This window comes from Permianibacter fluminis, from assembly GCF_013179735.1.
GTDB lineage: Bacteria > Pseudomonadota > Gammaproteobacteria > Enterobacterales > Permianibacteraceae > Permianibacter > Permianibacter fluminis.
Genome location: NZ_JABMEG010000001.1, coordinates 2829492 through 2852749 on the forward strand (window position 1 = coordinate 2829492; position 23258 = coordinate 2852749).

Below are 23258 nucleotides of genomic sequence, written 5' to 3' on the forward strand. Positions count from 1 at the left end.
GCGAGTCGGTGGTGGCGGCGGTGTATGGCGGTCATCCGACAACGTCCTGTTGCAGTCGTGCTGGCCGTGCTGGTCAGCGCGTTGCTGCTGTTGACTGTTTTGACGTGGCAGGCAACTCAGCCGTTGCCCAGCCTTCAACAGGTAGTGCAGCGTACCGAAGGAGTAACGCTGCTGGACCGGAATGGTCGACGCTTGCTGGCAGCGTCCGGTGATGGTTGGAACGTGCAGGAGCAAGTGGGCCTGCACGATATCCCGCCAATTCTGGCCAATGCGTTTCTGGTCGCCGAGGACCAGCGGTTCTTTACTCATGCCGGTGTTGATTGGTTGGCGCGCTCGGCCGCGCTATGGCAGAACGTTGCAGCCGGTCGGAAAGTGCGCGGCGCCAGCACGATTAGCGAGCAGGTGGTACGGCTTCTGCACCCTCGTCCGAGAACGATGTGGTCACGCTGGCTGGAAGGGTTTGAAGCGACAGCGTTGGAGCGGCAAGAAAGCAAGCATTCCATTCTCGAGTTCTATTTGAATCAGGTTCCCTATGCGCATGAGCGCCGAGGTGTCAGACAAGCTGCCGAGTACTATTTCGATCGTGATTTGGCAACACTGAACCTGAAGGAGATGCTGGCGTTGGCGGTGCTGGTGCGGGCGCCAGCGAGTCTGGATCTCAGAAAGAGCAATCAGACAACAGAAGCGGCAATACAGCGATTGGCCAAGAGAATGTTGGTGAACAACATGCTTGACCGGACCGCTTGGCAAAATCAGGCGGATGTGCCGCTCCAGCTTCTCGCGCCGAAAGTGCCGCAGTTGGCTCATCATTTTGTGCAATATGTTAGGCAACAGTTGCCTAATGCGAAGGGCGTCCTTCAAACCACACTGGATTCGAGCTTGCAAGCCAATATCCAGGCGCTGCTGGATGCCCGACTGGCTGATTTGAAAACGCTGCGTGTTCACAATGGCGCCGTGCTGGTTGCTGATCATGAACGGGGTGAAATTCTGGCTTGGGTTGTCAGCGGTAATTTGTCGGCAACGACGCCTGGCGCGTTTTACGATGCCGTATTGGTTCCTCGGCAACCGGGTTCGACTTTGAAACCGTTCATTTATGCCACTGCCATGGAGCATGGCTGGACGGCCGCAACCTTGGTCAAAGATGAGCCATTGCAGCAAGCGGTCGGACGCGGTTTGCATCAATACCGAAATTACAGTCGCATCCATTACGGTGACATCAGTGTCCGGGAGGCGCTGGCCAACTCGCTGAACGTGCCGGCCGTCAAAGCCCTGCAGGCGGTTGGGGCAGCCGAAGTCTTGGAACGTTTGCGAGCCGTTGGCATGTCGTCATTGGCTCTGGATGCAGCCGTATATGGTGATGGACTTGCACTCGGCAATGGCGAGGTCAGCCTGTTGCAGCTCGTGGCAGCATACAGCGCCATGGCGGAGCGCGGAGTATACCGACCATTGCGGTTTTATCTCGGCATGTCGGCGCCCGAACAACCGGTATTTGAACCGGAAATCAGTAGCCTGATTGCCAATATTCTGGCCGACAATGATGCCAGGCAGCTTGAGTTTGGTACCGGCAATTCTCTGAATTTTGCCGTTCAGACAGCGGTCAAGACTGGCACTTCGAATGACTACCGTGATGCGTGGTTGCTGGCGTTTGATTCACGCTATACGGTTGGGGTTTGGTTTGGCAACCTCGACCGGCGGCCGATGCTGGATGTGACGGGTTCCATTGGCCCCGCGCTTTTGGCCCGCGCCATTTTTTCCGAGCTCAATCGGCAACATGATTCAAAACCTTTGTGGTTGAGCCCCAAACTGATCAAAGCCCCGGTTTGCTTGACGAAATCGACAGACAGCAATTGTACTTATCGTGATGAGTGGTTCGTGGCCGGCACACAGCCAGTATCCGCCGCGACACCCTTGCAGCACAAAACTGAAGCGGCATTGCATTTTTTGCAACCGACCGACTACCTGGATATGGCGATGGATCCGCGCATACCTGATGATCTGGAGCGCTTTCATTTTGAACTAGCCGGCGTCAATGGCGCCAAAAAAATTCGCTGGAAACTGAATGATGCGCTGTTGGCGGAGACGAAGGTCGCAACGTATCTTTGGCCCATGCGGCGTGGTCAGTACGCGCTGCAGGCCGAAGTCAGCTTTGTCGATGGCAAGTCACGGTTGATCGGGCCGATTCATTTTACGGTGAAATAGCGACAGGAGGCCGGTCACCGTCAGGCTTTAGCCAATATCAATGGATGATCGAGCTGACGTTCGCTATTCGTTGATCAGTCGAAGTGGCAGACGTAGTGCAGCGTTTCAATCGTTTCAATTTCAAAACTGCTGTTGCCGGGTACGGTGAACGACTGGCCGCCTTCATAGGTTTTGGCTTGTGATTCACCTGCCAGTTTGACCGTGCAGCTGCCTTTCAAGAGTTCCATCACTTCCGGTGCGCCGGTATTGAAGGTCAGGGAAGATGGCAAGATGACGCCGACCGATTTGCGGCTGCCGTCGGCCAGCGTCAGCGTATGCGAGATGCATTTGCCTTCGAAATAGACATTGGCTTCTTTGTTGACTGTCACATTGTTGAACTGCGTCATCGATGTTTTTCCTGTCCGGATACCTGTATCAACCGTTCACCACTTCCAGTGCCGGCGTTTCCAGCACGGCGTCCAGCGCATCTTCCAGTGCGCCGCACAGATCTTCGGCGTCTTCAATGCCGACCGACACCCGCAATAGCGTATCGCTGATGCCGGCGCGTCGGCGTGCTTCCGGGTCCATGGCCAGATGGGTCATGCTGGCAGGGTGCGCAATCAGACTTTCGACGCCGCCCAGTGATTCGGCCAGCGAGAAGTGTTGCAAGTTATCGAGCAGTGTCCGGACTTGATGTTCGCCGCCATGCAATTCGAAGCTGAGCATGGCGCCGAAATCACTTTGCTGACGTTTGGCGATGTCATGGCCCGGATGGTTCGGCAGCCCCGGGTAATACACTTTCTTCACGGCCCGGTGATTGGTCAGCACTTCGATGACGGCTTCGGTGTTGGCCAGATGCACCGACAGCCGCGCTTCCAGCGTGCGCAATCCGCGCAAGGCCAGATAGGAGTCGAAGGGCGAAGCGGTCAGGCCCAGACAGTTGGCCCAGAACACCAGCTTTTCGTGCAGCTCTCGGGTTTTGGCAATGGCGGCGCCGCCGACTACATCACTGTGACCGTTGATGTATTTGGTGGTCGAGTGCACGACGATGTCGGCACCCAGTGCAATCGGCTGTTGCAGTGCTGGCGACAGGAAGGTGTTGTCGACCACCACCAAGGCGCCGACCGCGTGTGCAGCGTCGGCGAGTTTCTGGATATCGGCAATGCGCAGCAACGGATTGCTCGGCGTTTCGATCCACAGCAGTTTCGGCTTGCGTTCGGCAATCAGTTGATAGATGCCATCGTCATACTGATTGTGAAACTCGGCGTTGACCACACCACGCTCTTTCAACCGGAACAGCAGACGGTAGCTGCCACCGTAGCAATCGTGCGGGGCAATCACCAGATCGTCCGGCTTCAGCAGTTGCAACACCAGCGTAATCGCCGCCATGCCGGTGGCGGTGATGACGCCGCCAGCACCGCCTTCCAGATCGGCCAGCGCTTCGCCCAACAGATCGCGGGTCGGGTTGCCGGAGCGGGTGTAATCGTAGGCCGGTTTCTGGCCGTACTCGGTGAAGGCGAAATTGGTCGAAAGATAAATCGGCGGAATCACTGCGTTGTGATTCTTGTCGGTTTCAATCCCGGCGCGGACGAGGCGGGTAGCGGGGCGACAGCGTTTGCTCATTTTTGTAATTCCTGTAAGCGTAATTTGGGTAGCGGTTCTAGCTCAGGCGGCGGCCGCCAGCGCCGCAGCACGGTGCAAATGCGCTTGGGTATCGCGTGCGGCGAGCGCTTGTGCGGCGGACAGCACGTCGGCAAACACGCCGGCGCTGGTGACCGCAACGCCAGCACCGGGACCGGACACCGTCAGCGGAATGTCGCGGTACAACTGCGAGTGATAGATAACGGCATTCTCGGTGCCGCGCAGACGGTGAAACGGCGACTCGGCATCAATCTGGCGCAGTCCGACCCGGGCTTTGCCATCGGCATATTCCGCGACATACGCCAACCGCTTGCCCGCCGCGCGCGCAGCGGTCACCTGGTTTTGCCAATAGTCATTGAACACGGACAACGGTTGACTGGCCGCTTGGTCAACCGGCACCAATGCTTGTAATTCGATCGCGTCGCGCTCAAGCGCAATGCCGCAGGTACGCAGCAGGATCAACAGTTTGCGGGCGACATCTTCGCCACCCAGATCCAGCAGCGGATTCGGCTCGGCATAACCAAGCCGGACCGCTTCGCTCACGGCATGATCGAACGGCACATCTTGCTGAACTTGATCCAGGACATAACCGAGCGTGCCGGACAACACCGCCTGGATGCGATCCGGCCTATCGCCGGCGCGCTGCAGATCCAGCAACGGCCGCAGTACCGGTAATGCCGCAGCAACAGTGGTTTCGTACAAATACGGCGCCGCGCTGTGTCGCGATAGCGTTTGCAGCAGCGCGAACCGTTGTTGCAGATCGGCGTTGGCGATCTTGTTCGGCGTGACCACGGCAATACCCGCTTGCAACAGCGGTTCGTAGAGTGCGGCGACATGGGCGCTGGCCGAGGCGTCCACCACGATCAAACGGGAGAATTGCTGAGCCAGCAGCTCCTGCACCAAGCGGGTTGCCGGATCGGTGACATCCGGTTCACTTGCCAGTGCGTGGATGCTGGCATCGGCGCTGCTTTCCTGTTGGCTGCACCAATGGATTTGCCGGGAGTTGCAGATGGCGACGACCCGCAGGCCAGCGTGATGACGCAATCCGAGATCGCTTTTCAGCGTGGCCTGCTGCTGCCGCAACAGTTGCAGGGTTTGCCGGCCAATGCGGCCGCTGGCGCCGATGATGGCAACGGCAATGTCGTTGTCGGCCGGATACAGGCAGGTATGGGCAAGTCGGGCGAAGACATCGAGATCGGCAATGGCCAGCGTAAACGCCAGCACCCGTTCGCGTTCGAGCAAGCGATGTGCATGCAGCACCACACCGGCGTGGCTGGCGCGTTGCTGCAATTGCTCCAGCACTTGCGCCGGTGTCTGTTTGTCGGCAACAAAAACGGTAGCGACCGCCAGATCAGGCGTCTGGCTGTGCCAGCGGTTCAACGCCAACGGCAGCGGGGTTTGTTTGCTCAGCGTGGCCGACGTCGGCGGCAGCCAGCACGCGACAAACGCCTGCTCACGAGCGCGGTAATTGGGATCAATGGTCGTGCCGATCACGCTGCCGCTTGCTGCGTTGCTGGGCTCAGCATCCAGTCGGCGCAACTGCAGTGGCAAGCGCCGTTCCAGCAAGGGGGCCAGGCTACGCGGATGCAAGACGCCGGCGCCGCATTGCGCCAGCAAGCTGGCATCTTCGAGCGCCAGCACCGGCACCGTATCGGCGTTCGGGACATAGTCCGGGTCGGCACTCAGAATGCCGGCGGTGTCGCCAATGATCTCCAGTGAATCGCCGGCATAGGCGGTGACCAGCGCCGCGCTGTAATCCGAGGCATTGCGGCCGAGCAGGGTAGTGCGGCCCTGACTGTCGGCGCCGCAAAAGCCGGTGACAACGCGCAGACTTTGCTGCCAGTAAGCCGGTGGCAGGCTGGCAAATGCGCGCAGGGTTTGTTCGGTATTGACGGTGCCGCTGAGCGCATTGTCATCCGTGCGGATCAATTGCTCCGATGCCAGCCAATCGGCTGCCACGCCCGAGCTGCGCAGCAGCGCGGCCAGCAATTGCGCCGACAGTTTTTCGCCCAGTCCGGCCAGCGCGGCGGTGGCATGGTTTTCACCGGGCGTGCGCACCAGCACCTGCAAGCTTTCTTCGCCGAGCAATTGCAACTGACGATAGCCAGCGGTCAGCGTCAACTGCTCGCGGTCGTTCAACAACGCTTTGCCCAGATCCAGATGGCGCTGGATCAATTGCTGCAAACCCAGAATGGCCGATTGGGTTTGTTCCGCCGCCAGCGAACCCAGCGTCAGCAGCGTGTCGGTGCTGCCGCGGGTCGCCGATACCACAGCGATGACCGGCTGTTGTTGCAAGCGAAAATGCAGATGGCTGGCGACGCGGCGCAGCGCATTGGCGTCGGTCAGCACACTGCCGCCGAATTTGAGTACAGCGATGGTGGTTTGATTACGGGTAGTCATGAATGCAGTTCCGAATGACGGGTGTTGTCCATGTCGCCGGCAGCAAGGCGCAGCGCTGCGTTACCGTTAACCGGTGTCGCGGCGAGCAAGGGCTGGGCGGCAAGAAAGGGTATGAGCGCATTGGCGACGGCGTCGGTTTCGGTCAGGAAACCATCGTGGCCGTGCCGGCTCGCGATAATCACGTGCTGCGCATTCGGAAGGTGGCGCGCGATCTCGCGCTGTTCCGCCACCGGATAGAGTTGGTCGGTATCAAGGCTGATCACCAGCGTGGGTTGATGAAGGGTTTGCAGCGCGGCAGCAACGCCACCGCGGTCGCGACCGATGTCGTGACTGTTCATGCATTCGGTCAAGCGGATGTAACTGTTGGCGTCAAAGCGCTGTACGAATTTGTCGCCCTGATAATCGAGATAATCGAGCACGGCAAAATTTTTGTGTTCGCCGCTGTGGCGACCAAAACGCGCCCGCAATTCGCTGTCGCAGCGATAGGTCAGGAATGCCAGCTCGCGCGCCAGTGCCAAACCGCGCACCGGACCGCTGCCCGGCAGATAGAAGCCGTCGTTGAACGCCGGATCGAGCCGGATGGCGGCGCGCTGGCATTCGCTGGCGGCAATGGCCTGGGCGGAATGCGCGGCCGTGGTGCCGATCAACACCAGTGACTGAACCCAGTCGGGATGCTGCAGGGCAAACTCCTGCGCAATCATGCCGCCAAGCGACGGGCCGATGACGGCGCGCAGTTGCTGCACACCGAGGCTGCGCAAGAGCCGGCTCTGAGCGGCAACTTGATCGCGAATGCTGATGCGCGGGAAGCGGGCCTGCCAGGGCTGGCCGTCATCGGGATGCGCGCTCAGCGGGCCGCTGCTGCCGTAGCAGGAGCCGAGCAGATTGATGCAGACAATGAAATCGCGGGCCGGGTCCAGTGGCTTGCCCGTGCCGAGCAGCTCCGGCCACCACAGCTCCAGATCCGCACCACCAGACAGGGCATGGATGACCAGCACGGCATTGGTCCCGGCCCGGTTCAACGAACCCCAGCTACGCCAGGCCAGTTCCAGCGGCGCCAGCCGTTCGCCATTTTCCAGCGTCAGTCCGGCCGCGTCTTGCCAGAGGCGGACCTCGGGCGACAGCACGGTTCGGCTGGGCGGGTTGGCAAATTGGCGGGCGTGGACGGACATGTTTGGACGTCTAAACGTTTGGACGTGCCGATAATATAGACGGCTAAATGTCTATACAAGCCTTTTGTCCGGAAAAGCCCGCATATGAAGAAAGGTGATAGGTTTGACAGCCACCCGGCCGGCTGAGTACCTTTGCCGCCGAAACTCAGGGCGTCTGGAGTGAAAGATGTCTGTACAGCCTGAAGATGAAGAATTCATCGATCCGTACATTGAACACGGCAAGAAGAAAGAGAAGGTCAAGAAGATCACCGTCTCGATTCCGCTGCATGTGCTGAAGTTGCTGACCGACGAGCGCACCCGCCGTCAGGTCAACAACCTGCGCCACGCGACCAACTCGGAACTGCTCTGCGAGGCCTTTCTGCATTCCTACACCGGGCAACCGCTGCCCAGTGACGAGGAGTTGCGCAAGCCGCGCAAGTGATCACCGTAAAGAAAAAGGCCGGGATTTCCCGGCCTTTTTCTTTTTTCATCGTTCCAAATGTTCTATTTCGGCCGCGCCGATTGCCGTTTCGCAAACTCGAATTCAGCCAACCAAAGTGCCAATCCGGCCATTGCGCCTGAACCCAAATAGTTTATGGAGTCGTACAGGCTCGCATGGTGCCAGCGAGCCGAATCAAATGGCCCGGCTAGCGAGTACCAGAATGGGGCTGCTATCAGCGCCCCTCCCAGCATGTAGTGCCACCATCGTTGAAAGCCGACTCGCTTGAACAGCAGCAGTGTCGGCAATCCGAGCAATATGGAAAAGATTACTGCCGTTGGTATGGCGAACAGCCAAACCCATCCCAAACCACAGACAGCATCGGAGCCTTGCAGCATCAAGACACCACAGCCGCCAGAGGTCGCCATCACAACACCAGCGACAGCGGACACGGCTAGCTGACCAAGCAATTTTTCCATGTGTCCCATGCTGGCTCTCAGTATTGGTGCCGCTTCAGCCCGGTCGCGGCCAGAATCTTGGTGGCGATTTCCTCGACCGAGCGGCTGGTGGTGTCCAGCCACGGAATATTCAGATGCTGGTACAGCCGCTCGACGGCGGCGACTTCCAGCCGGCACTGCTCAATGGAGGCGTAGCGGCTGTTGGCCCGGCGCTCGGTGCGGATTTGCTGTAGCCGCTCCGGGTTGATGGTCAGCCCGAACAGCTTGTGCCGGTGCGGCTTGAGCGGCTTCGGCAGGCCTTCGTTGTCCAGATCTTCCTCGGTTATCGGGTAGTTGGCGGCCCGGATGCCGAATTGCATGGCCAGATACAGCGAGGTCGGGGTTTTGCCGGAGCGGGACACGCCAACCAGGATGAGATCGGCCTGCTCGTAGTACTTGGTGACGGCGCCGTCATCATTGCTGAGGGCAAAGTTGACCGCCTCGATGCGGGTTTCGTACTGGCTGACGTTCTCTGCCGAGTGGGCTTTGCCGACCCGGTACTGGCATTTGACGCCGAGGGTCTGCTCGATGCTCGGGACAAAGGTCTGGAACAGGTCCAGCACCACGCCGCGGCTCTCGCGGATGACCGCCCGCAGTTCGGGCCGTACCATCGTATCGAATATCAGCGGCGGCTCGCCGTCATGGTCGGCGGCGGCATTGATGCGGGCAACCGCATCGCGGGCGGTGGCCTCGTTGTCGATGAACGGCAGGGTAGTCTCGGCGAAGTCGACCCCGTCAAACTGGGACAGCAAGGCCTGACCCAGCATCTCGGCCGTGATACCGGTCCGATCGGAAATAAAAAATACGCTACGTTTCATCGCGGGGGGCTCTTTTGCGGGCGCTTCCGTTACAATAGCGGCCCTTTTTTGACCGCGCTCGGCTCTTCCTTTTGGCGCGGCAGTGTACCACCCGGCTGCGCAATTCATGAACAGCGGGCCAACCTGACAGGAGTGACGGCATTGGCTGAGCAAGTGCTTTGGTATGAACACCTCGGAATGCACGATGTAGATCGGGTCGGCGGCAAGAATGCCTCACTCGGCGAGATGATCAGCCACCTGTCGGGTGCCGGTGTCCGGGTGCCGGGCGGCTTTGCCACCACCGCGCAAGCGTTCCGCGATTTTCTGGAGCAGTCGGGTCTCAATGCCCGCATTCAGGCTGAACTGAAAGCGCTGGATGTCGACAACGTGCAAGCGTTGATGGAAACCGGCAAAAAAATCCGCCGCTGGGTGGTTGAAACGCCGTTCCTGCCGGAACTCGAAAAAGCCATCACCCAGGCCTACCTGAAATTGAAAGGCAACAGCAACGACGAATTCGCCGTTGCCGTTCGCTCCTCGGCGACCGCCGAAGACATGCCAGACGCCTCGTTTGCCGGCCAGCAAGAAACTTTCCTGAACGTGCGTGGCATGGCCAACGTGATGTTGGCGGTCAAGGAAGTGTTCGCCTCGCTGTTCAATGATCGCGCCATCGCTTATCGCGTGCACAAAGGCTACGAGCACGCTGGCGTTGCCCTGTCGGCCGGTATTCAGCGCATGGCGCGTTCGGATATCGGTGCCTCGGGCGTCATGTTCACGCTTGATACCGAGTCGGGTTTTGATGATGTGGTGTTCATCACCTCGTCTTACGGCCTCGGTGAAACCGTGGTCCAGGGCGCGGTCAACCCGGACGAATTTTACGTTCATAAGCCGACGCTGAAATTGAACAAGCCGGCCGTGCTGCGTCGCAATCTGGGCGCGAAAGCGATCAAGATGGTGTACACCGGCCAGACCGAGCACGGCAAAACCGTCAAGCTGGTTGATGTTTCGAACGCCGAGCGGCGTACGTTCTCGCTGACCGACGCCGAAGTCGAAGAGTTGGCCCGGCAAGCGCTGATCATTGAAAAGCATTATCAGCGGCCGATGGATATCGAATGGGCCAAAGACGGTTCCGATGGCAACCTGTACATCGTGCAGGCGCGCCCGGAAACGGTGAAGTCGCGCGATGACAGCCGCGTCATCGAGCGTTACATGCTCAAGAGCAAAGGCCGCGTCGTCACCGAAGGTCGCGCCATTGGTCAGCGTATCGGCAAAGGCCCGGCCCGGGTCATTACCGATATTTCGCAAATTGCCCGCGTTCAGGTTGGCGATGTGCTGGTCACTGACATGACGGACCCGGATTGGGAACCGGTCATGAAGAAAGCCGCCGCGATTGTCACCAATCGTGGTGGCCGTACCTGCCACGCGGCGATTATCGCCCGTGAGCTCGGCATTCCGGCCGTGGTTGGCTGTGGCGATGCCACCGACCATATCAAGGAAGGCGACAACGTCACCGTGTCCTGCGCCGAAGGTGATACCGGTTTTGTTTATCAAGGTCTGCACGAGTTCGACATTCATCGCGCCGAAGTCAGCGACATGCCGAAGCTGAAGTTCAAGATCATGATGAACGTCGGCGATCCGGACAAGGCGTTCAGTTTTTCGCGGCTGCCGCATCACGGTGTCGGTCTGGCCCGGTTGGAATTCATCATCAACCGGATGATCGGCGTGCACCCGAAGGCGCTGATCCATTTCGACAGCCTGCATGACGCCGCGTTGAAGGAAAACATCTCGGCCCGTATCGCCGGCTACAAGTCGCCGACCGATTTCTTCGTCGAGAAACTGGCCGAAGGCATTTCGTCGATTGCGGCGGCGTTCTATCCGGAGCGGGTCATTGTCCGGATGTCGGATTTTAAATCGAACGAATACGCCAACCTGATCGGCGGCAAGCTGTACGAGCCGCACGAAGAAAACCCGATGATCGGTTTCCGTGGCGCCTCGCGTTACATCTCGGCCGATTTCCGCGAATGCTTTGCGCTGGAATGCAAGGCGTTCAAGAAAGTCCGTGACGAGATGGGCCTGACCAACGTTGAAGTCATGATTCCGTTTGTCCGCACGCTGGATGAGGCCAAGAAGGTCACCGATCTGCTGGCCGAACATGGCCTGAAGCGTGGCGAGAACGGCCTGAAAGTCATCATGATGTGCGAATTGCCGTCGAACGCCCTGATGGCCGACGAATTCCTGCAGTATTTCGATGGCTTCTCGATCGGCTCCAACGACATGACCCAGTTGACGCTGGGTCTGGATCGCGATTCCGGCATCATTGCGCATCTGTTCGATGAGCGGGATCCGGCGGTCAAGAAGTTGTTGGCGATGGCCATCTCGGCCTGCAAGCGCAACAACAAATACATCGGCATCTGCGGCCAGGGCCCTTCCGATCACCCGGATTTGGCGCAGTGGCTGATGGAGCAGGGCATTGATTCGGTGTCGCTGAACCCGGATTCCGTACTCGAAACCTGGCTGTTCCTGGCCGGCAAGAAGTGACCGCGTTCCGCGCTGTCATCCCCGCAAATGCAGGGAGCCAGTTTGGCTGATACAGCGCGGTCATCACGGTAAAATACGGAAAGCCAGTGCGATCCGGTAGTTGGGCAAATGTGCGAAAGGCGGAACTTCGGGTCCGCCTTTTTCATTGTTGGCAAAGACGGGCACTGATGGTCAGTTTGGAGACTTCATGAAATTGCTGCAGCGGGTACCGCCCATAGTTCTGGTGCTGGTTTCAATTTTCAGCGTTCAGGCCGGTGCCGCTTTCGCCAAGCATCTTTTTGTCTATTTTGGTCCGCTGGGCACGGTTTTCTTGCGGGTGTTTCTGGCGGCGCTGGTGCTGTTACTCTGGGCGCGACCGCGCTGGCGTGAGATGTCGGCGGCGGGTTGGCGCACCACACTGATGTTCGCGACCGTGCTCGGCGGCATGAACGCGACCTATTACTTGTCGCTGGAGCGTCTGCCACTCGGTCTGGCGGTGACGATAGAATTCATTGGCCCCTTGTCGGTCGCGCTCTGGCAAAGTCACCGTTTGCTCGATGTGATCTGGGTCATTTTGGCCGCTGCCGGTATCGCGTTGTTGAATCCATTTTCCGGCGCGTTGGATCCCATCGGCATCGGTTTGGCGCTGGCGGCGGGCTTTTGCTGGGGCGCCTATATTGTGCTCGGTCAGCGCATGAGCGGCAGCTCCTTGCCGGGTCAGCAAGGTCTGGCGTTGGCCATGGCGGCCGCGGCGCTGGTACTGGTGCCGTTTGGTGCAGTTGCGGCAGCGCCAGTCGTCAGCAACGGCTGGTGGCTGCTGGCGGCCGTTGCCGTTGCGCTACTGTCGTCGGTCGTACCGTATTCGCTGGAGATTGAAGCGCTGCGCCGGATGCCGACCCGTGTCTTCGGCATTCTGATGAGCCTGGAGCCGGCGGTTGCCGCGATGATGGGCTTGCTGATTCTGGGCGAAGCGCTGGGCCTGAACCAGATTGTCGCGATTGCGCTGGTGATGTTGGCCAGCTACGGTGCCATGCGGTACGCCAAACCGGTTGACCACCCGGGTTGATTACCCGCGTGGCGCGCAACGGCTGAACCGTTGCGCGGGCAGATGTGGTAAAACCAAGTCTGCTTGGCGATGGCGACAAGCCGATGCGTCGTCAAAGGTACGGAACAGAAGGGAACGGAGACAATCATGAATTCATTACTGATCAATCGAAAAACCATTCTTGCTGTTGCCGTGCTGAGTCTGGTACTCGCCGCCTGCAGCAAGAAAGAAGAGCATGAGCCGTCTGCGATCGAACAGGCAGGACAAGAACTCGGTCACGCAGCCGCGCAGGATCTGAAAGAAGAAATCAATCAAGCCAAGGATGTCGGCGAACAAGCCCAGCAAGCCGCTGAGAATCTCGACAAGCAAATTGACGAGCAGACAACGACGGAAGAAGAAAAACCTTAACCCGGAACATTCGTTGCCATCATGACTGTTGCTGTCCCTGTCTTGCAGGAGAACCCGGTTCTTGAGCCGGTCTATCGGGCCTATGTCGAGGCGCTGAACGCCAGCGGCTTCGCTGGCATCATCGCCACCGACTATGCCACCCGTCTGGTCCACGCCACCGACAACAGCGTTTATCAGCTGCTGCCGCAGGCGGTCTTGTTTCCGCGCGATGAAGCCGATGTCAGCAAGATTTTTCAGCTGGCGGACAAGGCCGAATTTCATTCGGTGCAGTTTGCGCCGCGCGGTGGCGGCACCGGGACCAATGGCCAGTCGCTGACCACCGGCATCGTGATCGACGTGTCGCGCTTTCAGAATCGCATTCTGGAGCTGAACGTCAACGAGGGCTGGGTACGGGTCCAGCCCGGCGTGATTCTGGATCAGTTGCAAGATCTGCTGAATCCGCAGGGATTTTTCTTTGCGCCCGAGCTGTCGCCGTCAAACCGCGCAACGCTGGGCGGCATGGCCAATACCGATGCCTGCGGCAAAGGTTCGCGCCTGTATGGTCGCACTGGTGATCATGTCTTGGCGCTGCGTGTGGTGCTGAACAACGGCGACGTGCTCGACAGCGCACGACTGGAAGCCAACGATTTTTTTGCCAGAAAGCACCAGCCGGGTCGGGAAGGGGAAATTTACCGGCTGGTTGATGAAGCCTGCCGGCACGCGCCGGTGCATCCGGGCGCCAGTCGGCTGGGTCGTTTCATCACGGCTTACAACCTCTGGCATGTCGTCAATGAGAAAACCGGCAGCTTCTCGCTCAATCCGCTGCTCTGTGGCTCAGAAGGTACGTTGGCTCTGGTCACCGAGCTCAAGCTGAAAATCACGCCGCTGCCGAGCCAGAAAGCGCTGTTTGCCATTCGCTACAAATCTTTCGATGCTGCGCTGGCGGCCGCTCAGGATTTGCTCAAGCATCAGCCTTCGGCCATCGAAACGGTGGATGACAAGATCCTGACGCTGGCGAAAGACGACATCATCTTTCCCAAGGTCAAACCGTATCTTGGCGATAATCAGGACTTCAGTGGAAATGCCATCAATCTGGTCGAATTCGTCGGCGACAACGCCAGTGAATTTGCCAGTCGCGCCGAGCAGCTGAAGGCCGAACTGCCAAGCGCACCCGGCGTCATCAGTTTTCATTTCACCACCGATAAAGCCGCGCAAGCCGCGTTATGGGATTTGCGCAAAAAAGGTGTTGGGCTGCTTGGCAACGCCAAGGGCAAGCGTCGTCCGATTCCATTCGTCGAAGACACCGCAGTGCCGCCGGAGAATCTGGCGGCGTATATTCGCGAGTTCCGCGAACTGCTGGATGGTCACGGGCTGAGTTACGGCATGTTTGGTCATGTCGATGTCGGTTGCCTGCATGTTCGCCCGGCGCTGAATCTGCGCACGGAAGATGACGAAGCAACGTTCCGGAAAATTTCCGATGCGGTCTATGCGCTGGTCAAGAAGTACGGCGGCGTCATGTGGTCGGAACATGGCAAGGGTTTTCGCTCCTGGTATGGTCCGGAGTTTCATGGCGAGGACATCTATCGGCGGATGCGGCAGGTCAAAACTGCATTTGATCCGCGCAACCAGTTCAATCCGGGCAAGATCTGCGCGCCGCTGAAGCACGAGAACACGCTGTACGAACCGTTCAAGCAGACCCGTGGTGAGCTGGATCGGCAAATTTCGGTCAGTGCTGAAACCGACGCACCTGGCGCACTCTACTGTAACGGCAATGGCCAATGCTTTGATTACCGGATGGACAGCGTCATGTGTCCGTCCTACAAGGCAACGGGGGATCGTCGGCACTCGCCGAAAGGTCGTTCGGGCCTGATGCGGGAATGGTTGCGGCAGGCATCCAATGCGGGCGTGCAATTGCAGCCTGTCTCACTGTCGGCAGCGGAAAAACTCAAGCGCGAGTGGCGGCGGCTGCCTTTGCTGAAAACCGCTGACGATTTTTCTCATCAGGTCAATGAGGCCATGTCGGGCTGCCTGGGTTGCAAGGCTTGCAACAGCCAGTGCCCGATCAAGGTTGATGTGCCGAGTCAGAAGTCGTTGTTCCTGCATCACTACCATCGCCGCTATCCGCGGCCGCTGCGCGATTACCTGCTGACCAGCATGGAGTCGTGGGCACCGATAGCCGGTGTTGTCCCGCACATCAGCAATGTGTTGCTGCTCAATCCGCTCAGTCGCTTGCTGGCACGCTGGACGATGCGCCTGCAGGCGCTGCCGCGTTTTGCCAGTCGCAATGTTTACGATCTGCTGCGGGCGCGCAAAGCACGCCGTTTCAATGCCAAGGAATTGTCGCGGCTGTCGCCGGATCAGCGTTCGCACACGGTGCTACTGCTGCAGGATGCGTTTACCAGTTTCTTTGATACCGATGCTCTCGCCAGTGCCGTGCGTTTGTTGGAGCGGCTCGGCAAGCGGGTCGTGATTCTGCCATTTCAGCCGCTCGGCAAAGCCGAGCATGTCAAAGGCCGGTTGCCGGAATTCATTCAGCGGGCGCAGGCCGCCGTCAAGCAGATGCGCGAACTGGCCGAGCTGAAGCTGCCGGTGATCAGCGTCGAGTCGACTCAGGCCTTGCTGTTCCGTCAGGAATATCCCATGCATGTCGATTGCAGCGGCATCGCCAAGGTGCAGACGCTGGCGGAATACCTGGCCTCGGTTGATGATGCGCTGCCAGTCAAACGTCAGCCGATTGTGCATCTGTTCTCTCACTGCACCGAGAAAACCCAGTTGGCCGAAAGCGCCGGTCAGTGGCAGCGGATATTCAAACGCTTTGGCGTCGAGCTGCGGCCGGTCAACACCGGCTGCTGCGGCATGGCCGGAAGCTATGGTCACGAACGGGAGCATGATCAGGAATCCCGTTTGCTGTTTGAACAGAGCTGGTCCGATTCATTGAGCCAGGCCCGTGGCAAGGGCTTGGTCTGCGCCACCGGTTTTTCCTGTCGGGAGCAGACCCACCGTTTGGGGGCCGAGCGAGTGCCGGACCCGGCCACCATTTTGCTGGCGCTGCTGTCTTGATAGCGAGCCAAAACCGCTGCTTGTATTTGTTGTGATGCCATTGGAGCCAATACGTGGTCGACGCCATAAACCAGAACAATAGTCGCCCCTTGATGCTGGATCGTTTTCTGCAACAGGTTTACGCCGAGCCGGATGCGGTGTTTCTGACCCAGCCGCAACAGGGCATTCGGCGCAATATCACCTGGCGCGAAGCGCACCACGAAGTGGCGCGGGTTGCTACCTATCTGCGCAAGTATCCACGTGGCAGCCACATCGCCATCTATTCGCTGAATTGCGCGCACTGGCTGCTTGCGGATCTCGCCATCTGGTTGGCCGGCCATGTCAGCGTGCCGGTCTATCCCACGGCAGGCAAGGAGGCGATCCAGCAGGTGCTGGAGCACAGCGATGCGGTCGCAGTATTGGTCGGCAAGCTGTATGACTATGCAGAAAAAGCCGATGCGATTCCGGCTGGCATGGAGCAGATTGCCATGCATCAGCCACGCGAAGGCATGCTGGAATGGGATGAAATTGTCCGGCGCGAACTGCCGCTGCTGAATCCGGAATTGCCGACCGCCGATACGCTTGCCACCATTGTTTACACGTCGGGTACAACCGGCGAAGCCAAAGGCGTGATGATCACGTTTGGCATCATGCGCCATGCCGCGGTCAGCCTATTGGAATGGGTCAATATCGTCACGCCGCAGCAGTTGTTCTCCTATCTGCCGTTGGCGCACGTGGCGGAACGTCTGGTCATTGAATGCGTGGGTCTCTACAGCGGCAGTCATATTCATTTTGCCGAATCGCTGGACTCGTTCCCGCGCGATCTGCGCGCCGCCTCGCCAACCATTTTTCTGGCGGTGCCGCGTATCTGGCTCAAGTTCCAGCAAGGTATCGAGGCGAAAATTCCGGCCCGTACCTTTGACCGCTTGCTGTCGCTGCCGGTGGTCGGTCGCGCTTTTGCGATGATGATCCGGCGCGGCCTGGGTTTGCACCGGACCCGAATTGCCATCAGCGGCGCCGCGGCCTTATCAGCCGATTTGGTGCGTTGGTATGAACGGTTGGGCATTCGCATCTGCGAAGGCTACGGCATGACGGAAACCTTTGGCTTTTCGCATGGCTCGCATCCGGATCGGCGCCGGCAGGGTCATGTCGGTGAATGCTATTCGAGTGCCGACATAAAACTGGCCGACGACGGTGAGATTCTGTTGCGCAATCCCTGTTTGATGACCGGCTATTACAAGGCGCCGGAACTGACCGCTCAGGTCATCGAAGACGGCTGGCTGCACACCGGCGATTTGGGCGAGCAGAGCGCCGATGGTTTGTTGAAACTGACCGGCCGCAAGAAAGAGATTTTCAAAACCTCGAAAGGCAAATATGTGGCGCCGTCACCCATTGAGGCCCGGCTGGAATTGCTGGCTGGTGTCGAGCAGCTGTGCGTGCTCGGTGCAGACATGGCCCAGCCGGTAGCACTGGCGGTGTTGCAGCAGGTGGCGGAGGAAGCCAGAGCGCAAATCGAAGCACGATTGCAGCAAGCCTTGCAGCAGATCAATGCCAGCCTCGATAGTCATGAACAGCTGGCGCGCATCATAGTAGTATTTGAACAATGGACGACCGACAATGGTCTGATGACGCCGACCCTGAAACTTCGTCGGCATGAAATCGAGCGTCGTTATGCCCAACTGGTTGCTTCCTGTCAGAGTCTGACGGCACCGGTCAATTGGGCCGACAGGGTGACCGGCGTACACTAGGCAATTGTCGCAGTTCACCACGCTAACGCATGTCAGGTGCAATATGAGCGGATTTAGTCATCTCGATGAGCAAGGCCGTATCCGCATGGTCGATGTCGGCGATAAACCGGTAACCGATCGGCTGGCGGTTGCCGTTGCCGAAGTGCATATGCTGCCGGCAACACTGGCGGCACTGGCGGCAGGCGAGTTGCCGAAAGGCAATGTCCTGACCACGGCACATGTGGCCGGAGTGATGGCGGCCAAGCGCTGCGCCGAACTGATTCCGCTCTGTCACAGCTTGCCGCTGTCTGGTGTCGATTTGTCATTTCAGCTGGATACGGATCGCCATTGCGTGGTCATCCGCGCGAGTTGCCATGTTCGTGCCAACACTGGCGTTGAAATGGAAGCCTTGACCGCGGCCAGTGTCGCCGCATTGACCATTTACGATATGTGCAAAGCCATCGACAAGCATATGCGCATTGATGGTGTTCGCGTGGTCGAGAAGCGCGGCGGCCGTTCCGGCGATTTTGTTGCAAGTGACAAGGCATAGCATGCAATCAAGCACGCGGATCAATCAGATCCGGTGCTGAAGCCTGGCAAGAGGACGGATGAATGCTGCGGGTGCTTTTTTTTGGCAGTTTGGCTGAGCAGGTCGGTGTTGCCGAGTTGCAGCTCGACTGGGTGGCCGACTGGCGAACTGTGCACGATGTGATGGCTGGATTGCACGTCAGTCATTCCAATGTGGCTAAGCAACTGGATCTGCGGCGCGGCCTCATGATTGCGGTCAATCAGCGGCTCGGCAAAATTTCCAGCCCGATTGCGGACGATGATGAACTCGCTTTTCTGCCGCCGGTCACGGGGGGCTGAACATGGCCGAGCACTGTCCCGTCCACGTAGCCGTTCATGACGCCGATTTTGATGCGGGCGCCCTGACCAAAACCCTTTATCAGCAAGCTGGCGCGGTTGGCGCCGTGGCGACCTTTGTCGGTCTTGTCCGTACCGATGATGAGGTGCAGGCGCTGTGCCTGCAGCATTATCCGGGCATGACCGAGCACAGCATGCAGCTGCTGGCAGACGAGGCTAGCGCCCGTTGGCCCTTGCTGGGCGTTGTGCTGGTGCATCGCGTTGGCCGGTTGTTGCCGGGCGAGCAAATTGTCTATGTCGGCGTTGCCAGCAGCCACCGCCGGGAAGCGTTGACCGCTTGCGCATATCTCGCTGATCAATTGAAGACGCGCGCCGTGTTGTGGAAGCAGGAGCAGCGCGCAGACGGCAGTCGCTGGCTGGAACCGACGTCGGCCGATAACGCATCGGTTGCGGCCTGGCAGCAAGCAGAGCCGCCAGCGCAATGACGCTGCCACTCGCCATTGCCTGTGCCGATTATCAATCCGCGCGCTGCCGTTCCTGTGGCTGGCTTGAATTACCCTATCCAGAACAATTGCAGCGCAAGGACGCCGAGCTGCGCCAGTTATTGGCGTCGCAAGTGGGCGAGCAAACCGATTGGCTACCTGCCGTTGCCAGTCCACTGGCGCAGTTTCGCAACCGCGCCAAAATGGTGATCAGCGGCACCGCCGCCGATCCGGTTCTTGGCATTATTGACGAGCAGGGTAGCGGGGTGGATTTGCAAGCCTGTCCGCTTTATCCGCAGCCGTTGCGGCCGGTATTCACGGCGCTGATTGATTTCATCCGGTTGGCGAATCTTGAGCCTTACCGCATCAGTGAGCGCCGCGGTGAGCTGAAATATCTGCTGATCAACCGCAGCCATGCCGATGGCGGCATCATGCTGCGCTTTGTCCTGCGCTCACGTGCCTGTCTCGACATCATCCGCAAGCATTTACCGGTCTTGCGGGCGCAGTTACCGCAGCTCAAGGTGGCGTCGGTCAACCTGCAGCCGCTGCACATGGCGGTGCTGGAAGGCGATCAGGAGATCATGCTGACCGAGCAACAGGAATTGTACGATCAGCTCAATGATGTGCCGCTGTACTTGCGGCCCAAGAGTTTTTTCCAGACCAATCCGGCGGTGGCCGCCCAGTTGTACGCGCGCGTGCGGCAGTGGGCCCGCGAGTTGCCGCTGAAATCGGTATGGGATCTGTTCTGTGGCGTTGGCGGTTTTGGTCTGCATTGTGTCGACAAGGACATTGCCCTGACCGGCATCGAGCGAGAAGCCGAGGCCATTGCCTGTGCCGAGCGCTCGGCGCGGGAAATGGGTCTGACTCAGGTCCGTTTTGCCGCGCTCGATGCCGCAGGATTTGTCGACGGCGAAGCGAGCGCACCGGATCTGGTGCTGGTCAATCCGCCGCGCCGCGGCATCGGCCCTGATATTTGCCGCTGGCTGCAGGCGACGGCGCCGCAACATCTAATTTATTCCAGTTGCAATGCCGAATCACTGGCACGCGATCTGGCCCTGCTGCCGAACTATCAACTGCAGCGGGTACAGCTCTTCGATATGTTCCCGCATACCAGCCACTACGAAACCCTGGTGCAGCTTCGACTTGCCAAGCGCTGAGTTTTTTCAGGTACGATGATCCGGTAACCGCTCGTATTAGCGGCGACGAACATCCGGCTCTGGACAAGCGCGTATGGAAAACGGTCTTGGCTTTGATCTGAAAGCATTGGAAGTTTTTGCGGCGATTGTCGAAACCGGCGGCATGACGGCGGCCGGGCAACGACTTGGCATCACCCAGTCGTCGGTGTCACAAACGCTGGCCGCACTGGAACAATCGCTGAAAGTGCAGTTGCTGGACCGGTCATTGCGACCGCCAGTGCTGACGCCGTTGGGTCGGGAGTTTTATGCTCGCGCCAGCTTGCTGTTGGCGCAGGCGCAGGCCGTCAGCCGCGAATTTCGCCAGCCGCAAGCCACGCCGTTGGCATTGGTTCGCATCGCATTGGTCGATTCGCTCGCCACCAGTATCGGTGTCGATCTGATCAATGCCGTCAAATTTCGCGCGGCGCACTGGTCCATGATTACCGGTCAATCGCATCGTCATGCCGAGTTGCTGCGCAATCGCGAAGCCGACATCATCATGTCGGATGACAGCCCGGCCGCGCACGTCGATTGGTATCAGCTGCGCCTGTTGCGGGAACCGTTCGTGCTGGTCCTGCCGCGGCAATTCAATGGTCCGCTGAATAGCCTGAAGCAATTGGCCGGCGCGCTCGACTTTGTTCGCTACAGTCAGGGCACGGTCATTGGTCAGCGTATCGAAGCGCAATTGCAGAGCTGGAATATCCGGCCGCCACTGCGCTTGCAGCTCGACAATTCCTACGCCATTTTTTCCCTGGTCAAGGCCGGTGCCGGCTTTGCCATCACGACGCCGCTGTGCCTGCTGCAAAGTGGTCTCGGCGGTAACGACGTGCAGTTTTTTCCGATCCCCGAAGGCGAGTTTTACCGCGAGTTGACCCTGACGGCGCGGCAGCATGAGCTCGGCAGTTTGCCGCGAGAGCTGGCGGAAGACAGCGTGGCCTTGTTGCGGCAGCGGATGTTGCCGGCCTTGCAGGAACACATGCCCTGGCTGCTGCCGAGCCTGCGCCTGGGCCCCGGTTGAGCGGGTTCGAACCTGCGCCGGGGATGATGTCCACCGCCATGGCCCTCGTGCTGGCCAAGCCGGATCAATTAGCTAGACTGATATTCAGGATTAGCCGTTCAGATACTGCTTGCCAGTCTGGAGGGGCTGTTTCCATAGTCTACCGGCGGCGCAGGGAGTGACTTGTCACAGGTCAGCATTCCCCGCAGATGCGATCGCAGTTTGTGGCGTAGCTTGAGCCCCTATTTATGGCTGTAAGCACGAACCGATAACGATAAAGCGATCCGATGCGTGGCTGCGCACGTTGTTCTTTGCCACCGTCTGATCCCGTATCAGTACGGAGGCTGTCATGGCAGACCAGCAACAATCTGATCAACAAAAGCACGGCAGCGTCAGCTACCGCAAAAAAGATTCCTCGTATTTTGAAAAGCGCGGTCTGCGCCGCTATGCCGGTGTCTGGTCGTTGTGGGCGCTTGGAGTGGGCGCGGTGATCTCGGGCCATTTTTCCGGCTGGAATCTGGGTTTCGCGTCCGGCGGTTTTGGTGGCATGTTGATCGCTACGGTGCTCATTACCATCATGTATCTCGGCCTTTGTTTCAGCATTGCCGAAATGTCGCCGGCCTTGCCGCACACCGGTGGCGCCTATTCGTTTGCCCGCACCGCGATGGGGCCGTGGGGTGGCTTCATTACTGGCCTGGCCGAAAATATCGAATTTGTCCTGACGCCGGCGGTCATCGTATTTTTCATCGGTTCCTATCTCGGCAGCATTTTTGAAACAGCGCCATCGTTCCAGCCGGTCTGGTGGGTCGGTTGCTATGTGGTGTTTGTCGGCCTGAATTTGATTGCCGTTGAGCTTTCGTTCCGCGTTTCGCTGGTCGTGACGTTGATGGCGCTGGCGGTGCTGGCCCTGTATTGGGTCAGTGCGCTGCCGGTGGCAAATTTCAGCGAGCAAGCGCTGAACATCGGCGTTGGTCCGGATGGCAAAGCCGTACTGCTGGAAGGCGGTGGTGGTGACTGGCTGCCATTTGGTTTGGCCGGCGCCTTGGGCTGTCTGCCTTTTGCTGTGTGGTTGTTCCTGGCCATTGAGCAGCTGCCATTGGCCGCAGAAGAAAGCATCGACCCGAAACGCGATATGCCGAAAGGACTCATTCTCGGCATTTTCACCCTGATTTTCTCCGCTTTCATGATCCTGTTCCTGAATACCAGCGTGGCGCCGGGTGCGTTTGGTTTGTCGACCTCCGGTGAACCGTTGCTGGATGGCTTCCGGACCATATATGGCAGTGAGATTGCCAAGGTGCTGTCACTGTTTGCGGTGATCGGACTGATCGCCAGTTTCCACACCATCATCTTTGCCTATGGCCGGCAGATTTATTCGCTGTCACGGGCCGGCTATCTGCCCGAGTTTCTGTCGCTGACTCATGGCAGTCGCAAAACGCCGCACGTCGCGCTGATTACCGGCGCCATCATGGGTCTGACCGTCCTGATGATCACATGGTCGATTGCCGGGGAAGCGGGTGGGGCATTCATTGGCGGCACTTTGCTGAACATGGCGGTATTTGGCGCGATGTTCTCCTACATGATGCAGTCTGCCTCGTTCATTCGTTTGCGCAGCAAGTTCCCGCACATCGAGCGGCCGTATCGCAGTCCTTTGGGCGTTGTTGGTGCCGCTCTGACGTTTGTCATTGCCGGTGTCACTGTGTACTTCCAGTTGCTGGACCCGGTCTATCAGAAAGGGGTCTATGGCGCCGCCATCTGGTATGCACTCGGGATCAGTTATTTCGCGCTGTTTGGCCGGCATCGGCTGGTGCTGTCGCCGGAAGAGAAATTTGCGCTGTCCGGCGGCAAGGCCGCTTACGAGCAGCATTGAGCCGATTGGAGTTTATCACGACTGTGGTTTGATAAGACGGGTTTTCACTGAAACAGGGTTT

19 protein-coding genes are annotated in these 23258 nt (G+C 58.9%); 13 read left to right on the forward strand and 6 right to left on the reverse strand.

The genetic code is table 11. From position 1 onward, the window contains the following. The first annotated feature begins 24 nt into the window (after positions 1 to 24). Complete coding sequence (locus tag HPT27_RS12255) at positions 25 to 2199, forward strand: transglycosylase domain-containing protein (protein ID WP_172243710.1); 2175 nt, start codon at positions 25 to 27, stop codon at positions 2197 to 2199. Positions 2200 to 2273: 74 nt separating this feature from the next. On the opposite strand, the gene ppnP is transcribed toward HPT27_RS12255, so the two are convergent. Genes ppnP through metX form a run of 4 tightly spaced genes read right to left on the reverse strand, consistent with a single transcriptional unit; the run spans position 2274 to position 7388 of the window. Further along, a complete protein-coding gene (gene ppnP, locus HPT27_RS12260; RefSeq protein WP_172243713.1) occupies positions 2274 to 2585 on the reverse strand; it encodes a pyrimidine/purine nucleoside phosphorylase in 312 nt (103 codons plus the stop codon). Between the two features lie 28 nt (positions 2586 to 2613). Then, complete coding sequence (gene metB / locus HPT27_RS12265) at positions 2614 to 3801, reverse strand: cystathionine gamma-synthase (protein ID WP_172243716.1); 1188 nt, start codon at positions 3799 to 3801, stop codon at positions 2614 to 2616. 42 nt (positions 3802 to 3843) lie between these two features. Beyond that, the gene (locus HPT27_RS12270; protein WP_172243719.1) at positions 3844 to 6219 is read right to left on the reverse strand and encodes an amino acid kinase family protein; all 2376 of its coding nucleotides are present in this window, start codon (positions 6217 to 6219) and stop codon (positions 3844 to 3846) included. Then, positions 6216 to 7388, reverse strand: a complete 1173-nt coding sequence (gene metX, locus HPT27_RS12275) for a homoserine O-acetyltransferase MetX (RefSeq protein WP_172243722.1) — start codon at positions 7386 to 7388, stop codon at positions 6216 to 6218. Before metX ends, HPT27_RS12270 begins: the two co-directional genes overlap by 4 nt. A 166-nt stretch (positions 7389 to 7554) precedes the next feature. On the opposite strand from metX, the gene metJ reads away from it, so the two are divergent. Continuing rightward, positions 7555 to 7809 (forward strand): met regulon transcriptional regulator MetJ, encoded by a 255-nt coding sequence (gene metJ, locus HPT27_RS12280; RefSeq protein WP_172243725.1) that lies wholly within the window; start codon positions 7555 to 7557, stop codon positions 7807 to 7809. A gap of 62 nt (positions 7810 to 7871) precedes the next feature. Here the strand turns inward: metJ and HPT27_RS12285 are convergent, their stop codons facing one another. Together HPT27_RS12285 and ppsR are read right to left on the reverse strand one after the other, a co-directional pair. Further along, positions 7872 to 8285, reverse strand: a complete 414-nt coding sequence (locus tag HPT27_RS12285) for a hypothetical protein (RefSeq protein ID WP_172243728.1) — start codon at positions 8283 to 8285, stop codon at positions 7872 to 7874. 17 nt (positions 8286 to 8302) lie between these two features. Next, on the reverse strand, positions 8303 to 9121 hold the full coding sequence (gene ppsR / locus HPT27_RS12290; protein ID WP_172243731.1) for a posphoenolpyruvate synthetase regulatory kinase/phosphorylase PpsR: 819 nt from the start codon (positions 9119 to 9121) through the stop codon (positions 8303 to 8305). A gap of 177 nt (positions 9122 to 9298) precedes the next feature. Here ppsR and ppsA point away from each other — a divergent pair, with 177 nt between their 5' ends. The 11 genes from ppsA (at position 9299) to HPT27_RS12345 (ending at position 23197) form a co-directional block, all read left to right on the forward strand. Beyond that, complete coding sequence (ppsA, locus tag HPT27_RS12295; protein WP_407951128.1) at positions 9299 to 11635, forward strand: phosphoenolpyruvate synthase; 2337 nt, start codon at positions 9299 to 9301, stop codon at positions 11633 to 11635. A 187-nt stretch (positions 11636 to 11822) separates the two neighbouring features. Beyond that, positions 11823 to 12680 (forward strand): EamA family transporter, encoded by an 858-nt coding sequence (locus tag HPT27_RS12300; protein WP_172243737.1) that lies wholly within the window; start codon positions 11823 to 11825, stop codon positions 12678 to 12680. A 126-nt stretch (positions 12681 to 12806) separates the two neighbouring features. Next, a complete protein-coding gene (locus HPT27_RS12305) occupies positions 12807 to 13067 on the forward strand; it encodes a hypothetical protein (protein ID WP_172243740.1) in 261 nt (86 codons plus the stop codon). A 21-nt stretch (positions 13068 to 13088) separates the two neighbouring features. Then, the gene (gene ydiJ, locus HPT27_RS12310) at positions 13089 to 16106 is read left to right on the forward strand and encodes a D-2-hydroxyglutarate dehydrogenase YdiJ (protein ID WP_172243743.1); all 3018 of its coding nucleotides are present in this window, start codon (positions 13089 to 13091) and stop codon (positions 16104 to 16106) included. Positions 16107 to 16159: 53 nt separating this feature from the next. Then, entirely contained in the window at positions 16160 to 17833 is a 1674-nt protein-coding gene (locus tag HPT27_RS12315) for an AMP-binding protein (RefSeq protein WP_172243746.1), read from the forward strand. A gap of 43 nt (positions 17834 to 17876) precedes the next feature. Next, a complete protein-coding gene (moaC, locus tag HPT27_RS12320; protein ID WP_172243749.1) occupies positions 17877 to 18362 on the forward strand; it encodes a cyclic pyranopterin monophosphate synthase MoaC in 486 nt (161 codons plus the stop codon). 62 nt (positions 18363 to 18424) lie between these two features. Then, the gene (locus HPT27_RS12325) at positions 18425 to 18679 is read left to right on the forward strand and encodes a MoaD/ThiS family protein (protein ID WP_172243752.1); all 255 of its coding nucleotides are present in this window, start codon (positions 18425 to 18427) and stop codon (positions 18677 to 18679) included. A gap of 2 nt (positions 18680 to 18681) precedes the next feature. Continuing rightward, the gene (locus tag HPT27_RS12330) at positions 18682 to 19161 is read left to right on the forward strand and encodes a molybdenum cofactor biosynthesis protein MoaE (protein ID WP_172243755.1); all 480 of its coding nucleotides are present in this window, start codon (positions 18682 to 18684) and stop codon (positions 19159 to 19161) included. Beyond that, on the forward strand, positions 19158 to 20315 hold the full coding sequence (gene rlmC, locus HPT27_RS12335; protein ID WP_211197941.1) for a 23S rRNA (uracil(747)-C(5))-methyltransferase RlmC: 1158 nt from the start codon (positions 19158 to 19160) through the stop codon (positions 20313 to 20315). The genes HPT27_RS12330 and rlmC overlap by 4 nt, the downstream gene beginning before the upstream one ends. A gap of 73 nt (positions 20316 to 20388) precedes the next feature. Next, on the forward strand, positions 20389 to 21351 hold the full coding sequence (locus tag HPT27_RS12340; protein WP_172243758.1) for a LysR family transcriptional regulator: 963 nt from the start codon (positions 20389 to 20391) through the stop codon (positions 21349 to 21351). 328 nt (positions 21352 to 21679) lie between these two features. Continuing rightward, the gene (locus HPT27_RS12345) at positions 21680 to 23197 is read left to right on the forward strand and encodes an amino acid permease (protein WP_172243761.1); all 1518 of its coding nucleotides are present in this window, start codon (positions 21680 to 21682) and stop codon (positions 23195 to 23197) included. The last annotated feature ends 61 nt before the right edge of the window (positions 23198 to 23258 follow it).